Source organism: Pseudoalteromonas carrageenovora IAM 12662, assembly GCF_900239935.1.
GTDB classification, from domain to species: Bacteria; Pseudomonadota; Gammaproteobacteria; order Enterobacterales; family Alteromonadaceae; genus Pseudoalteromonas; species Pseudoalteromonas carrageenovora.
On record NZ_LT965930.1, the window covers coordinates 75,237 to 91,448 of the forward strand.

Annotated in this window: 10 protein-coding genes; 1 reads left to right on the top strand and 9 read right to left on the bottom strand. The window is 35.6% G+C overall.

What is annotated here, in order from left to right:
• Nucleotides 1–979 precede the first annotated feature (979 nt).
• Entirely contained in the window at nt 980–1,750 is a 771-nt protein-coding gene (locus ALFOR1_RS20165) for a hypothetical protein (RefSeq protein ID WP_104644236.1), read from the bottom strand.
• Nucleotides 1,751–2,234: 484 nt separating this feature from the next.
• Between ALFOR1_RS20165 and ALFOR1_RS20170 the strand changes: the two genes are divergently transcribed.
• Complete coding sequence (locus tag ALFOR1_RS20170; RefSeq protein ID WP_227006905.1) at nt 2,235–3,302, top strand: PDDEXK nuclease domain-containing protein; 1,068 nt, start codon at nt 2,235–2,237, stop codon at nt 3,300–3,302.
• 115 nt (nt 3,303–3,417) lie between these two features.
• Here the strand turns inward: ALFOR1_RS20170 and ALFOR1_RS20175 are convergent, their stop codons facing one another.
• The 8 genes from ALFOR1_RS20175 to ALFOR1_RS20210 form a co-directional block, all read right to left on the bottom strand.
• Nucleotides 3,418–4,278, bottom strand: coding sequence for a DNA replication terminus site-binding protein (locus ALFOR1_RS20175; protein WP_104644237.1), 861 nt, complete (start codon nt 4,276–4,278; stop codon nt 3,418–3,420).
• 132 nt (nt 4,279–4,410) lie between these two features.
• Nucleotides 4,411–4,971 (bottom strand): tyrosine-type recombinase/integrase, encoded by a 561-nt coding sequence (locus tag ALFOR1_RS20180; protein WP_104644238.1) that lies wholly within the window; start codon nt 4,969–4,971, stop codon nt 4,411–4,413.
• On the bottom strand, nt 4,965–5,348 hold the full coding sequence (locus ALFOR1_RS20185; protein ID WP_104644239.1) for a hypothetical protein: 384 nt from the start codon (nt 5,346–5,348) through the stop codon (nt 4,965–4,967). Before ALFOR1_RS20185 ends, ALFOR1_RS20180 begins: the two co-directional genes overlap by 7 nt.
• A gap of 391 nt (nt 5,349–5,739) precedes the next feature.
• On the bottom strand, nt 5,740–7,698 hold the full coding sequence (locus ALFOR1_RS20190) for a sulfatase family protein (RefSeq protein WP_104644240.1): 1,959 nt from the start codon (nt 7,696–7,698) through the stop codon (nt 5,740–5,742).
• A 63-nt stretch (nt 7,699–7,761) separates the two neighbouring features.
• Nucleotides 7,762–10,461 (bottom strand): PQQ-binding-like beta-propeller repeat protein, encoded by a 2,700-nt coding sequence (locus tag ALFOR1_RS20195; RefSeq protein ID WP_104644241.1) that lies wholly within the window; start codon nt 10,459–10,461, stop codon nt 7,762–7,764.
• Nucleotides 10,462–10,713: 252 nt separating this feature from the next.
• A complete protein-coding gene (locus tag ALFOR1_RS20200) occupies nt 10,714–12,573 on the bottom strand; it encodes a right-handed parallel beta-helix repeat-containing protein (protein WP_104644242.1) in 1,860 nt (619 codons plus the stop codon).
• A 31-nt stretch (nt 12,574–12,604) separates the two neighbouring features.
• Nucleotides 12,605–14,410, bottom strand: a complete 1,806-nt coding sequence (locus ALFOR1_RS20205) for an alpha-1,3-galactosidase-related protein (RefSeq protein WP_104644243.1) — start codon at nt 14,408–14,410, stop codon at nt 12,605–12,607.
• 84 nt (nt 14,411–14,494) lie between these two features.
• A complete protein-coding gene (locus ALFOR1_RS20210) occupies nt 14,495–16,114 on the bottom strand; it encodes a sulfatase family protein (protein WP_104644244.1) in 1,620 nt (539 codons plus the stop codon).
• Nucleotides 16,115–16,212 lie beyond the last annotated feature (98 nt).

Below are 16,212 nucleotides of genomic sequence, written 5' to 3' on the forward strand. Positions count from 1 at the left end.
TTTTCATATACCTCTGCTTACGCAAAGGGTAAAAATTAGTAGTTACAATTGCAAACTAAATTTTCTTTACTACAGTGTTTTGTCGCTCACCCCCGCTAAAGCGGGGAAACCAATTTAGCAGCACGACAGTCTAACTAAACTTTTTTTACTACAGTGTTTTGTCGCTCACCCCCGCTAAAGCGGGGAAACCAATTTAGCAGCACGACAGTCTAACTAAACTTTTTTTACTACAGTGTTTTGTCGCTCACCCCCGCTAAAGCGGGGAAACCAATTTAGCAGCACGACAGTCTAACTAAACTTTTTTTACTACAGTGTTTTGTCGCTCACCCCCGCCAAAGCGGGGAAACCAATTTAGTAGCACGACTGTCTAACTAAATTTTTTTTACTACAGTGTATTGTCGCTCACCCCCGCCAAAGCGGGGAAACCAATTTAGCAGCACGACTGTCTAACTAAATTTTTTACTACGGCATTTGCCGTTCACCCCCGCCAAAGCGGGGAACCCAACTTAGTAGCACAACAGGCTAACTAATTTTTATGAACTAATTGTATTTTTTATTCTTCTCCATTTACCACGGAGACTGCAGAGGAATAACATTGCTAACCTCTTATGTTTCGAACTTTAAATGCTCCTGTTTTATAATGCAAGCCTTTTATTGTTTTTAATTTAAAAATAACTCGAACGGCAATATTTGTAGGTTTTTAATGGTTTTTCGAAGAAGATAGGTGTTTTTTGTTGCAAGATGATAATTTGAGTTAAGACGTTTTATTAACCTAAAAGCAAAATTACACTGTGTTTTTTTAATTGTTTTTAAATAAAGATATGCGAGGAATGCTTGTTAAGTATTTAAAGTTATATGTTAAATGTTGCTTTAAATATTGAGACGAACGTTTTTATATAAAGGGAGCATTTCGCTCCCTGATATCAGTAATACGATTCATGAAACAATAGAGCAAGTAAAGCCTGCAAATTTACGATAGCTACATTTCTAATTCCCAGCTTATCAGGGTAGAGCGAACCATATCTATTACGATATATAGTGAACGTTGTGACTTAATATGTATGAAGTCTGGATCTGCGGTAATTTCGCGCTCACAGTCACTAGATTCATATATTGGACAATTTGATTCGTACCACATTTCATAAGAAGTTTCACCAATTTCGTCTTCATAGATTGTATCTATTAGGTCATACTCAAAAATACGTAAGCTAAACTTATTAAGCATATCGCAGAAGAGGTCTGCATTGCTTTCGGTTGCAGCCAATGGTGACGGCCATAGCTTAGTACCATTTCCATTATCCTGAATGAAAACTTCGTTTGCAGGATAAATAAATGTATCTGCCTGTCCACTATTCTTGTCTACCATTTCCTCAAACTCAATTAGCTGCGAGTTATATATTGTATTAGTGAAATTTACCTCCCCCTTTTCTTCATCTTCATCTAATGACTCATCTTGTTCATCTGACTGTTCACAACTTTCTTCGGTCATTGCTTCAGACGATGCTTGTTCTGCACCTAATGCTGCTTCTGGTAACGCTAGAACGTCCTCGTTTAAGGATGCATTTTGTCCATAATCGTTAGACGACAAAGCCTTTAATGCTTGCTCCCAAGTTAAATTCATTTCACTTTGAGCAATTTCATCGAGTGCTTGATTTAAAGGAATTGCCTTTGCTTTTTTTAGTTTTTTTGCGTCTTTTTTGGCGCGAGAAATAGACAGGCCAGAAGGAAAGTATTGTTCTAACTGATTCATAGAGTAAACCTTAAATATGCTTACGTCCGCCCACTAACATTACGCATGTTAAATGTTTAACTATTTTTATTCGTGAGTATGATTATCCGACAGGACTACGCTTAAAGTGGGCGAAACGAACTCATCAAGGAAGCTCAGGAGGATTATTCAATAAATTAAGTAAGATCGCAACATGTTTTAATTAAATAAAGCCAATTTCGCTGAACTTTGTAATTTTCGAAAAGTTACATACGTTGAGTTAACGATCCATTTTGCAACATTTAAAGCTAGTAAAGGTGCTTCATCAGACTAAAATAACTGAGTCTTTTAAATAAGTTATGACGGGTTTTTATCACTAAAAGCCGAAGTTTTCCCTGATTCTTACATTTACAAAGCATCCCTACTTTTAATACCATGTATTGCTAATTAACACTCAAAAATCCACGACCTTTGCGGTATGATAAACCAATAATTTATATTGATATTTTTGCCTGGGAGAGGTTCCTTGGACTCAGCACCTAAAAAGCACACTACTCAAATAAACAGCCCTAGCACTTCCAATAGTGCATTACTAAGCGATATCAAGTCGGTAATCGTAGAAGCGCGCGCCCTTGTTAGGCAAACAGTCAATAACACAATGGTACATGCGTATTGGCAAATTGGACGTTTAATTGTAGAAGATGAGCAGCTAGGTAATACTCGTGCCCAATACGGTAAAAAAATACTTAAAAGCCTTTCCACTCAATTAACAGCAGAGCTTGGTAAAGGGTTTGATGTAACTAACTTGCGTAATATGAGGCGCTTTTATCTCGCGTTTGAAAAACAAGAGACACTGTCTCTCGAATTAAGTTGGTCGCATTATAATGTGCTTGCACGTATAGAAAATCCAGCTGCACGCTTATGGTATATGGAGGAGTCAGCAGAACAGCATTGGAGTGTCAGGGCACTAGAACGTCAGATTGGTACGCTTTATTACGAGCGATTACTTTCGAGTAAAAATAAACAACCTGTAGAGCAAGAGGCACAAGAAAAAACACAAGTATTGGTTGAGTCAGCAAAAGACTATCTGCGCGATCCTTACATTTTGGACTTTTTAAATCTACAAGATAAAAGCTATCAAGAAAATGAACTAGAGCAGGGCATAATAAATAACTTGCAACAATTTCTACTGGAACTAGGTAAAGGCTTTGCGTTTGTTGAGCGGCAAAAGCGCCTGCGCTTTGACGATGAAGACTTTTATATAGACCTCGTTTTTTACAATTTTAAGCTTAAGTGTTTTTTATTACTCGATCTAAAAATTGGCAAGCTTAAACATCAAGATGTAGGACAAATGGATACATACATTCGTTTGTACGATGAGCGTTACACCAGCGAAGGTGATAACCCTACTATCGGCCTTGTTTTATGCAGTGAAAAAAGTGAAGCAGTAGTAAAATACTCGGTACTGAGTGATCGAAAACAACTTTTTGCAGCAAAATATTTAGCTCACCTTCCCACCGAAGAAGAGCTTCGCATAGAGCTTCAAAAAGAGCGAGAGCGCGTTCAGGCACAGCTACGTAAGCAGCAAGAATAAAACTAAATATAATAATGTAGTAATTCTGATAATTAATGTTTTTAGAGTCCAGGCTAATTTATTAGAGCAGTCCGATAAGTAAAATCATAATTTCCACATTGTGGAAAAACTAAAGTCACAACGCGTAAAGACGATTGATCATATATTCGAGTTTGTTAAGTTTAGTATTTTTTTCGATGAAGTGTTTTAACTTTTTAATTTTTACTAGATGGTCACTAGCGACTATAAAAGGTAGATGCGCGTGGCGTAAAATACTGGGACTGTTATCTATGAACGAAATATTCGCCATAGGTGCTGGTGTTAGGGGCCTTTTTATTTTAATTAGCTCATTTTTTTTACGTTGTTGTACCAGGTGCAGTTCTTGTCCAACAAAGTAACACCACTCACTTTTTGTCACCCCTTTGGGCGGGTGTTTCATACTATTATTTAGATAATCACACATTTTTTCGTGAGTAAAACATTTAACGCTAAATTTATTACACCAACTAAAGCTAATTCTTCTTGTGTTTACTAGTGGAGGTAATATATGTCTGTAAACCTGTAAAGTAATAGCATTAGGGGCTACAGATTGAATAATTTCTCGTTTTTTTTCCGCTGTGATTTTTGATGAAGAAATAGCGTTTTTTATATTATCTTTATGGATATTACAGCTTTTTATAAGTGAAGAGAGTTTAGCTGAGTACTTTTCTTCTACTATTAATACTCCCGGTAATCTAAAAGGGTACTTTGCATTACTTTTTGCTACTGGATTAAATTGTTTATATGAGCTGATTATTTTGGTTTGTGCGGTAAAGCCGCTAATGTGTGATAGCTCTATTGGTTGATTATCTGCGACGGTTGAAGGCGATGAATATACTTGTGGGATAATAGTACAATTAGCACTGAGGGGTTCAATGCTATGCAACTCCTGATAAAGGTTATCAGTTAAATTTGTAAGAGCTGTAAAGTTTAAATCAACTTGAGTAAATAAATCCATTTTTATACCATCATACTTTTATCAATATAACGCATTTATATCTTTACTTATGATGGCTTATATAGAACCAAAGCTTATCATGCTAAAGATTGTTACGGTTTTCAAATAAGTATGATGGTATAAAAAAGTGCTTTATACAAATAATTTATCTAATACCGTTTTATCTATTTCTCGCTGCTCCGTTTTAATGTAGATCTCGGTTGTTTTTATACTGGAATGCCCCATTAGCTTTGAAATATGCTGAATATTAGCGCCATTACGACTCAACCAAGTTGCATACGAACGCCTAAGAGAGTGAGGAGTTATTCCAGCTGATACCAAACCATATGTTTTGCATAGTAGGTAAATAGATTCTGAAGAAAAGTGCGGGATCTCGTCTATATTGTTTGTGCTTACACTTTTATGAAGTTCGCCAGATTTATAGACTCGTGTAAATACAGCACCTTCTTTATAACCACGTATAACCATCCATTCTTTTAGCGCTTTCATAGTTATGGGATGAATAGCAACAGTACGTTCTTTTCCGCCTTTACCATCAAAGGTTATTTTATTACCGGTTAAATCAATTGCGCTTAACTTTAATTTAGCTAATTCAAACCGGCGTAAACCGCAACCGATGAGTAAATGGAATATAGCCTGATCTCTGATTTTTTTTGTATTAGTAAGTGCGAGCGCCTCTATTGTATTTAGCAAATGTGCAAAATCACTTTGCGATAAGGTAGCGTGTAGCTTTTTTTTCCGAGCATAGGTGGCTTAACTGATTTAACTCGCTCCCAATGTAGTGAATTTATTTGACCCAGCAGAAAAGCTTCTCTCAAAACACTTTTTGTAATAGATAGGTAAAGACCTATTGTTTCATAAGATAAACCTTTATCTTTTAACAGAGCGACCAGACTATTTAGTGTATTCCTATCAAAGCGAGCCCAGTTAATACTGTAGTAATTACTCTGGCCTAACTTTTGTGCAATTGAATGAAGTACACGTAATGCAGTACTTTTTGATGAAACAGCCCTTAGAGAATTTATATATGCATATACAGGGCATTCGTCATTTTTAATTACTAAGGGCATTTTTTGCTTAAAGGGTGCTAATACTTGAGATTTTAATAAATGATCAAAACGTGTTTTGATAAATAGCCTCCTTATTTACGCCTACATATATTGGGATAAGTTAAGTGTAATTCATTTTTGAATAAATAACTAACGTAAATGTTTATTTACGTTAGTTATTATTATGTTAAATTGGCCGCCGTTAATTTTTATGCTGTTAGTTAGTGAAAAAAATCCATTTGCTACATCTTTAGCGATTCACCTATAGAAGTGATTTATTAAAGTATAAAGAGTCTGATTAAGCTAATTGAACTAAAGAGAAGGTTGTTAGGCAGCTATCTTTTATAAGCCTAATGAATATTTAAAATCTGAATGTAACGACCGAAATCATCAGTCGTTACATCTAGCGATATTATATATTTTTCAAATAGTCCATCCGAGCTTTAAACCAGCCATCGACAGTTCGTTTATGGAAACTTTCCATTGAAGTACCACGTGTTTCTGTACTATTTTTCAATAATTTATTTAATTCAATATTAAAAGCAATACCCAATGTGTCATGTAATTGAGTAGCGATATTTAATATAGCCAGAGCAGTTAAAGGATCTTTAGCCTGTTTTACTAAATCTTCTAGTTCTAACTGCGGTGAAACCCCATTATTCAAAGCTAAATACTGAATAGCACGACTTCGGTTAATTAGGTTGATGTCAGACTGTCTAATTTTCTCAATAATAGGCAGGAATTCATTTGCTTTATCGCCAAATGCTAATACAGCATTCATCGCCCAATACCGTTCCCATTGTTCATTTGATAACAATACTGCCTTTAACTTATTTTTTACTTGTTCAAACGGTTGTAGGCTCATATCTATTATATTAATAAAGCGGGCGATATCACTCTTGTGTTTTAAACTAAAGATAATGGGGTCATCTTTTGCAATATCGACTAAATAAGATTCAGGATAAAAGGCTAAATCGGGCATTGATTGCAGCTTTTTTTGTAATCCGGCACGCATTTTAATAACTTTTTCAGTATATTGCGGCAATAGTGCTAAATTTTTAGTTTCAAAAGGGTCTTGTTCAAGGTCGTATAATGCCTCTAATGGCTTACGTTTAAAAAAAGCACTTTGTACAGAGTTTAACTTGTTAGCCTTAAATAAGTGTTTCCACTCTCGGTAAGCCGCTTGTTTATAACGATAACTTGAAAACAATCCATCAGGGTTAAAGGGTAAATAGTTACGAATATATTTATATTTACCTTTTCGAAAGCCCCTTACCATATCGTATTTTTCATCAAATCTATCTGCAAATGAAAAGTTTGTATTACGCTTATTTAAATCATCTAAACTTAAATTTTTTGACAAAAAGCTTTCGCCATCCTGCAACTTAGATTTAGGTAAACCTGCCAATTCAAGCAAGGTAGGAGCAAAATCTATAAAACTAATAACGCCATCTACTCGAGTTGATAGCTTAGCTTGTAAATCTTTATGTAATAAATGTCGAAAATTCTTTGGTACACGAACGACTAAAGGAACATTAAGCCCTCTTTCTGACACAAACCCTTTGCTACCTGGTAAAACACCACCATGATCACCAAAATAAAATATGAACGTATCTTCTAATAATCCTTCCTCTTTAAGCTGATTTATTACCACTCCCATCTCTTTATCCACTTTTTTATGTAAGTCGAGATAACGAGCGTATGTATATCTGAATAGTTCAGTATTGGGGTGGATAGGATCTAATTCTACTGAATTGGGATTATGTATCGTTGGTAAATTTTCTATATCACTTTCAGGAAAGTGTAGCTTTCCTTCATGCGTAGTTTTCCACGTTTGCATATGAAAGAAAGGTTGGCCTGCTTTACGATCATGCCAGCTAGCTCCCTTTTTTGAAGAACTCCAATTGTTTTCTGGCGAGACAAAGTTATAATCTTCTTTGGCATCATTTGACGTGTAATAACCTGCTTTAGTCAGGTAATCACTTATTGTACTTAATTCTCTAGGTAAGTTTATACGCTCAAATGGGCGGTGATATTCCATTGCTAATTTAGCAGGGTAGGCACCCAAGGCGAGCGTCGTTCTTGCTGTTGAGCATACAGGCGAATTAGAAAATGCATTATTAAATACTAAGCCTTGCTTTGCCAAAGACTCTATATTTGGCATTTCAGCGCCTTTAGCGTTATATAATTTTAAATATCTTTTCGAGTTATCTTCAGATACCAACCAAACAAAGTTTGGCCTTTTTTTAATCGTCTTTTTGGAAGTAGGCGAACCATCATTCGATATAGCATAAGACTCACAACCGGATAGCAGAGCAGAAGTAAGGCATATCGTTAGTATATGTCTCATTCCTAATTTTTTTATTGTCATAATATTCCATCACTTATTAAGATACAAAAATAGCGGCACTCAGTACGCTTATTTAGTTAGTTACTAGTAACCAACATCAAAAAATCGGACTGATCCAGCAGGAACAGTAACTTTCATTTTATTATCAGTTATATGAAACTCTTCTTTAGATAAAATATCTTTTACCCATTTCGTTTTTTTATGAAAATGTATAGTTACATCTCTATCTTGAGGGTCAATATAGCCTTGATCGACTAAAATAATACGGCTATGTTTTTCATCTAATTTAATTACAGACCAAGCAGAACCTTCAACACGTATAGGTAAATTTTGTTCTCCGAGCTCAATTGAGTGTTGCATCATTGGATAAAAATCTTCTGCACCTATCTCTTTATCATTACTAAAACCGACTCTTCCATTTGATACAAAATAAGGGGTATTTTGTTTTTTTAATTGCGCTGCAGATTCTATAGGGGCGATTGGGATCATACCATTTGGCATTGGCGGAATGAAATTCAACCATCTATATTGCACACCTAAGGCCGCTCTAGAATAATCATACTCTGGCAAGTTTGTACCCGCCCATTGAATTTGCCCTAAACTCATCAAAGCATTAGAGTCATTTTCACTATAGTGATTCATTTCGTGATGATTAGTTATTGAATGAGCTAACTCTATGTCTACATCTTTTATTAGCATCCAAGAACCGATTGATTGCATTGCATCTTTTTCAACAATTGGTAAAACACCCGACTTCATTAGTGCAAATAGAACATTTAATCCTGGCTGCTCGGTGTAACGGCTATCAAAAATAATACCCATTCTTGAACCATACGCAGCTCTTAACACGGCAGTTCTAAGGTAGGGAGATACACTGCGCTGTCCACCAGGGCTAAGAGGACGCCAACTGGTTGGGTTATCATCAACAAGTCTCATTGCATAATCGTTAACATAGCCACCTAAAAACATGCCAACTCTACCGGTAAAATTTATATCTTGCGTACGTGATGTTGTATCCTCTGCAGAAGGAACTAAAATATCAGCGTACTGCCCAGAAAAAAACATATCTTTCCAAGGTTGCTGTTGAGAAGTCGTAGCCCAAAAAACATCTTTATATCTAAAATATAATTTTGCTTTACCTTGCTTACGCATCGCTTTGGCTAAGCGTGGCATGTACTCCGAGATAAAATAAAGTACTCTTGGATCTTTTGGGTCGTGCATTTCAGCATATAGAAAGCCAAGAGCGGTATTAGGAGCGGCCTCTAATATAGCCTCCATTGTGTCAATACTAACTCCAAATGGGTCTATACCGTGACCAGACCAAACAACAAAACTTTTTCCTTTGGCCTCAAATGCCTTCGCTTTTTTAATTAATTGCTCTCGCGTATCTTTGTATTTACCTCGGCGATCTTGCTTAAGCGCAATTTTGCCTATTTTTTTAACTAATTGGCTGCGATCCCATTTTTCAGTCCATCGCTCTTGGGCTACGCTAAGGAAATCGGCACCATTGAGTTTTGCCACATCACTATTTAGCTCTGCTTTAGTTAGCATTACCCAAGGTTTATTAGATTTTTTTTGGTAACTTGGCATTTCAAAAGCTAACGTTTGTTCATACAAATCATTAATATTTTTTTCAACTTGCGCTAACCGACCAGCTAATTGATGAGGAGTATCTAACCAATCTTTATTATTTAAATCAAAACTATAAATAGTATTACCTCCACCAATTTGGCCTGCCGCAAAAAGTTTTTCGCTAGTGGCTGATAACTCTATATCATTAAAAATAAGGCCGGTGTGCTTTTCGCCAACTTGTTTTATTAACTTTCCTTTTGCATCAATTAAATAAGTAAGCCCCCCAAATTGAAGTACTATTTCGTTATACTTAGGTAATAGTGATGTGCCGTACACATGCGCATAACGCTGTCTTTGTGCAGATGCTATTTTAAAGTCTGCAATGCGTTTAAATTTGCTATTGTAACCAATAAATGATGCAGCAGACTTTTGACCACTTTTATAATCACCGAAAAATAATAAATCGTCTAAACCATCCTGGTCTAAGTCTGCGATGTCGATATCCGTTATCATCATATTTTTAGAAATGTCTTTAACATTTCGATCTGCAGGGCTAATTTCGCTTATTACATTCTTCGATTTAGGGTCAATAAATCCCATAAAATCCCAACGATACTTATCACGCTCTAAAGTAAAAACAAATAAGCTGTCTTTGTCGCTGGATAAAAAACGACCTGATTCTATTTTGCGAACCACGCCCTCTAATTTTGTTTCGCTGAGTAGTTGTCCATTGCTATTTAATTCATACAAAATAAAGTTATTTCCCCCTGCGTAGATCCGTTTCTCGCCGTCAACGAGCGCTACTGCAACTTCACTAAAGCGAACTTTTTTAGATGGAGTAAATTTCCAAAGAGGAGATACCTTATTTCTAGATGTGGTATCCCATGCATAAATACTTCCATCAGCACTTGCTGCTATTAGCTCATCAGATTTATCATTATTTAAATCCGTACTATTTATCTCAAAAAGTACCGCTTTCTCTTGAGTTGCGCTTCGCCACAGCTCTTCACCATTTGAATTATAACTTGCTACAGCACCATCTAATTCAGATGTATAAACAACGGGTCGACCATTGACTGTTCCACTTGTAATTTGACGAAGACCATTACCCTGTGTCGTAAAATAATCTTGTGAAACTTCACTTGCAAAGCTGCTAACACAGAAAAGTAACGTTATTGATGCCGCGCTTAATTTATTAAAAATTTTTTTCATTGATAGACCCTCACCTTTAGGTGAATTGAGAAACTTTAATATAATGTGTGTGTTTTAATGCGATAGTTAGATATTTACCTACTTAATTTATAAACAGGCCCTAAAAAAAGTGTAGAGATGCGCTCCTAAAAGATAAATTTTAGAGTGTCGTGTTTATTTAAGTTACCCATTGTTTATTTAAAGTAGGCGTTATAAAAGCTTATATAAGCAATATAAAACTGACTAAAAGTACTTATTATTAAAATACTCATTTTAGTTTTTAGCTCTTTTATAAGTTGTTGGACTAAGTAGCTGCGACTTACTTTCAGAGAATCCTTGTAAAATATTATTTATAGAAATGGTAATATTGTCGCTGTTGTTTATTAAAAACAATGAGTCATATTTTTTACGTTCAGGATATTCAGTCGTTTTTTCAATGATGTTATTTTCAAAAACTAAATTTGAAACAGAAAATAAGTTTAGAATAGGCGCTTTATCAAACACTTTGAATGTGTTGCCTTTTATTACAATATTTTTGTTATATCGTGATGTTTCTTTAAACTGCTCATCAATTCCAGCGTCTACGGCTATAACCCCCTGCCCCCACTGACTATAAAAACTATTTTCAAAAATATTATTTTTAATCGTTATATTTCGGACGCCACCTTGCTCAAACCAAAAGTTTGCGTCGCCTTCAAATAAAATGGCCGATCCAGATGTATGAAAATAGTTATTTTCAACTAACGTTTTACCTCGGCTATTTAACAACATACCTCTAGCTCGGTTTTTACGAATTGTATTTCCTTTAATAATAACGTGTGCATAATCTCGAACCTCAGCTACAGAATCACCTTTTTGTAACCGGCTATCAAATGGCTTAACGAACTCAATTCGAGTTACTTCATTACTAACTCGAGTACTCTTTGCGACCAAAGCTGACCCATAAGTTATCAAACTAGGCCCATGAACTAGTTCTAGCTCATCTTCTGGTGCTATAAAATCAAAGCCAAATTGCTGTGGGTGTTGTAGCTTAATTTCTACCGTTTTATCATCTATAATTTTATCAATTGCAGCATAAATTCCATGTATGTTAGTAGCATCATCCTTTTGACTTTCGAATAAGTTATCAATCAACTTAATTTTTCCAGTGCAATTAACAAAATGCGTTGCATCTGCTGTAGTGCTTACAATACGCCCTTTGCTAGGAGAGACTTTAGAGTCTTTGATTGTAATATTATGAGATCGTTGAGCAATTACTCCCATCCCCCCTGCATGATGAATAGTAATATTATGAAGTTCGACATTGTTACTGTCTGAAATAACCACACCAGGGTAATCACGATGCTTTGCCTGAAAAACTAATATATTTCCAACTTTTGCTTTCAAATTTGGATGAAAAATTCTTACAACGTCGCCTCCATTTAGCTTTTCAGCACGTAAAGCATTTCCAGTAAATATATCTTGCGCCATATACTCAGGCTCACGCAGTGCAAAGTTAAACTCTAATACACGCTTATATTCATATTTATATTCATCTTGCGAAATTTGTTTACGTTTAAGTCTGTCTTTATTTTTTATTCCTGAGGCTTGAAATAGCTGAGACTGAAATTTTAAAATACCGGCCTCATTAATCTTATAAGGGAATTGGTCTGTAAATTTTAAATCTAAATACCCTTTTCCAGCACCAGCAATTAATGCTTCGGAGTGAAAAGCCCGAGAAAAGTCGATAGAAAAATTACGAAGTACAATATGACTACTTTCATCTAAAATAAATGGCACTAAACCACCATGAAAAATAAAAGTAGAGTTATTTCCATCTATTTCAAGATTATTAAATGATGACAAAGGAAATGTAATACGTTTAATACCTGGGTCATTATTGCTTATATACATTAATCTATCGGCGGCTCGCTCTTCATAAAAGTCGTACCGACCTTTAGGAAAAGTGATTTTTGTTGCACCGATTTTTTTAGCCTCTTGCAAAGCTTTATATAAGCTATGAGTACTGTCGGACCCTGTATCTTTAATCGCGCCAAAGTCGCTTACATCTATCACTTTATCATTTGCAATAGTGCACAAGCTAAATAGAAATAAAGATAAAATCAAAGTGAATTTAACGACAGAAATAAACATAAAAGATCCTTGTCATATAATTTGATTGAAGTTACTTAATAGAGCCGTCGTCTATTAAAGTGCCTTTAGAGCTATCATCAACGATAAGCACTCGTTGTACTTTGCCATTATAAGTATTGTTTTTAAGTTCAATATTTTCACTGTTAACAAACTCAAAAAGTGGGCTATCTGGATGCAATACAGGCTGGTTAATATTACTATTAATCGTATTACCCGACACCGTTAAACCGCCAACTCTATCAGCCCAAACAATACGATTACCAAAGCTATTTATTGTGTTATTTTCAAATCGAATGTTGCGATCGTATATCTCATCTTGATTAAAACTTTTGCTTAGTCTTGGTGTTATGTTTAAAACCGCATGAGGTTTCCCTGCATAAGCTACATAGTCAAAAGTATTGTTTCTTATTAGTACGTCCTCTACTGCACCTGATTCGTACCAAAAGAAAGTTTCTCCACGAAACAAAATTGATGACATCATTGATGAAAAGAAATTCTCTTCAATAACCGTTTTTAATGGTGTTTTTAAAACTACATTACGCGCGCGGTGGTTTTTAATGATGGTTTTAAGCATTGTGAAAGTAGGGTTCCACGTTTTGTTTTCTAGCAAGTCACCTTTGGCGAGCTGTTTTGGCAAACTGTTTTTAAACTTAATTTGCGTATAAGCTTCATTGATCACGTTTACAGATTCAACTGTATTTACACTTTCTCTTTTGGTATTTGGCTGGTGTATGAACCAAATTTCATCACCTTGACCGGTAAACTCAAACCCTGTTTGCTCAAAGTGACCAAATTTGACCATTACGGTGTGACTATCGATTATTTTATCAACTATGGTGTAAGTGCCATGTACGTTTGCGCCGTCATCTAGCATATTTTCAAAACGACTATTTTCTATTAAAATATCGCCCTTACAATTAGCAAAGTGAGTTGCATCAGCCGTTGTAGAAATTAAGCGCTCTGAACCATCACGTAAATAAACGCCTGAGTTTAAAATCTGTATGTCCTCACTTTTTTCAAATAAAAACCCCATTCCTAAAGCGTGGTGTATAACTACATTATCAAACACTATATTTTTAGAATTTTTTACCTGAAAAGCGGGTGCGTACCGATGCGTTTCTCTATCGCCTTTTGAGCTTGTTAACGAACCAACAGGAGGATAATCTTTAAGTCTTTCATGAATTCTTAAAACCCCATTTCCTAAGTCTTCTACGTTATCTGACTTGCTTTTACTGTCTATACCACCATGAACAACTCGCTTTTCATTTTTATCCCAAGCAAGTGTAGAGCCTAAATAGTTATAACTAAATCCATCAACATTCGGGAACCGAATTTTGCCCCCTTTGAGATCCCACTGATGATCGCCTTTAACAGGCCTTACGTCTCGATATCCTAGTTTCTCATTTACTGCCATTACTTCAGCTACAAACGTAAACGGTATATCCCAATCAATAGTAATGTTACTCACTTTAACGCTTTTATTATTATAGAATTCAAACGGCGCTATTTGCCCATGAAAAACAAATTCAGAGCCAGCACCTTCAATTTCAACTGAGTCAAAACCATCTAAAGAAAAAGCTATTTTTTTTAATCCATTACCATGATTGGTAATTCGTCGGTACTCACTTGATGCATATTCAGGTAAAAACTTATAAGTCCCTTTCTTAAATACAATTTTTAAATCTTTATCTTTTACATTTTTCAGAGCGCTGCGAATAATCGGGGTCATATCCTGCGCTACCGGTTCAAAAGTTAAAACCTCTTTAGCGTACAACTGCATAGAAAGCAGCGGTAAAGCACTTAAAATTAAGGGGATTACTTTAGTTTTATAATTCATTCTTACATCTCAATTTTTATGGGTTGTGTTTATGACCTTAATTGAACGCTCAGAATTAATATTTCTGAGCATTCAGCTCCTAAGTTACTGAAATTTCTTTCGGTATATATGCTCTATTTCGCTATAGTATGGTGTTTTTGGCTTTGGCATGTAGGCTGGCCATTGGATTGGTGAATACACTTTATCACCCGGTATATTTACTGAATCAGGATGGTGTAACCGATAGCTTTCACATTGAGTACTTACACAATTTTTACCCCATATATCAAGCACTTCTTTAACTGCTCGCTCAGACTCTGGATATGCACCCTTGTCGTCTGTTTTGGCAATCCAATCGAGTAAAATTTGGCGATGACGTAAGAGCTCTTTTTTATACTTAGGCAATGCAGCTAAATTTTTAATTTGGTCAGGGTCTGATTGCAGATCATATAACTCTTCTACCGGCTTTGTCGGAGAATAGTATGCTGCTTGCACTGGGGTTAGCTTACCTTCTTCATATAAAGCACGAGCCTCTATAGAGTATTGTTTTTTATCGCGGTATTGCGGTTGAGCGCTCGAAAGCTCTGGATGATATTGGCGTATGTAACGGTATTTTTCAGTTCGTACGCTTCTCGCTCTGTCAAATGTATAATCCATTCGATCTTTGGCTGAAATAACGTAATCTCGACCTGAAAACTCTTCAGAAAAAACATTCTTACCGTCATAATAAGAAGGGATGTCAATACCGGCTAAAGCAAGGCTGGTTGCTGGTATATCTAAACCGCTGATCAAATCATTTCTTACAGCACCTTTACTTTTTAATAGCTCTTTACCTGCAGGCCAACTGATAATTAAAGGTACTTTTACGCCATCCTCATAAAGCTCCTGTTTGTGGCGAAGTAATAGCATGCCATGATCTGAAAACCAAAAAATTGCAGTGTTTTCTAATATATTATTGTCATCTAACTCTTTTAAAATTTGACCTAATTCGATATCAGATAAAACTTGAGTTTTATAATGCTTTGCCCATTCAGCGCGTGTTGCTGGGGTATCTGCATAATAAGGTGGAAGCGTCATTTTATCTGGGTCGACTTGAGGAACATCTTTACCCTTAAAGTTATGATGCTTTCCGCCTTGTAGCTGTATCTGACCAAAAAAAGGTTTATTTTTAAGGCTTTTAGCCCAATCAAATTTAGTGCCGTCATGTGCACCTTGAAAACCCGCTTTTCCTTCGTGAGCATTATAAAGTTTGCTACGATCATATTTAAAATTGTAATCATCTTTACCAATATTAAATGTCTGGTATCCAGCATCAACAAACAGCTCTGGAACCGTTTTATATCCTTTTGGTAAAAAAGTGGCATTGTAACTGGCACGACTAGAACGATGATTCTGAAGGCCCAAGGTTGTTTGATATTGCCCTGTAATTAATGCTGAACGTGTTGCAGAACAGACTGGAGCGGGCTGGTGTGTATTTGTAAAACGAACGCCTTGATCTGCAAATTTTTTAATATTTGGTGTTGATACAGTGTAATCCCCCCAAGCATTATTCCACGGATTTTGATCCTCCATATAAATCCACAAAATGTTTGTCGGTTTTTTTTGATTAACTGCTAATTTAGTTTTATCTATATTTTTAATACTTTTTGAGGTATTCACCTCTACATTAGCGTGTGCGCTAACTGTAATTAGCATTGTTATTGGTAAAAAAATTCTAAGTAACATAAAAGGCCTTTTATAAAAAACGATACAAACAATTAAATGTATCGATATATTGAAATACAGAACCGTTTGTTATTTCCATCCAAGAAAACATTCCTCAG

Bases quoted from the DNA above. Each gene is read 5' to 3' on its own strand.
- ALFOR1_RS20165 (WP_104644236.1), bottom strand. From the start codon at position 1,750: ATGAATCAGTTAGAACAATACTTTCCTTCTGGCCTGTCTATTTCTCGC.
- ALFOR1_RS20175 (WP_104644237.1), bottom strand. From the start codon at position 4,278: ATGGATTTATTTACTCAAGTTGATTTAAACTTTACAGCTCTTACAAAT.
- ALFOR1_RS20185 (WP_104644239.1), bottom strand. From the start codon at position 5,348: ATGCCCTTAGTAATTAAAAATGACGAATGCCCTGTATATGCATATATA.
- ALFOR1_RS20190 (WP_104644240.1), bottom strand. From the start codon at position 7,698: ATGACAATAAAAAAATTAGGAATGAGACATATACTAACGATATGCCTT.
- ALFOR1_RS20195 (WP_104644241.1), bottom strand. From the start codon at position 10,461: ATGAAAAAAATTTTTAATAAATTAAGCGCGGCATCAATAACGTTACTT.
- ALFOR1_RS20200 (WP_104644242.1), bottom strand. From the start codon at position 12,573: ATGTTTATTTCTGTCGTTAAATTCACTTTGATTTTATCTTTATTTCTA.
- ALFOR1_RS20205 (WP_104644243.1), bottom strand. From the start codon at position 14,410: ATGAATTATAAAACTAAAGTAATCCCCTTAATTTTAAGTGCTTTACCG.
- ALFOR1_RS20210 (WP_104644244.1), bottom strand. From the start codon at position 16,114: ATGTTACTTAGAATTTTTTTACCAATAACAATGCTAATTACAGTTAGC.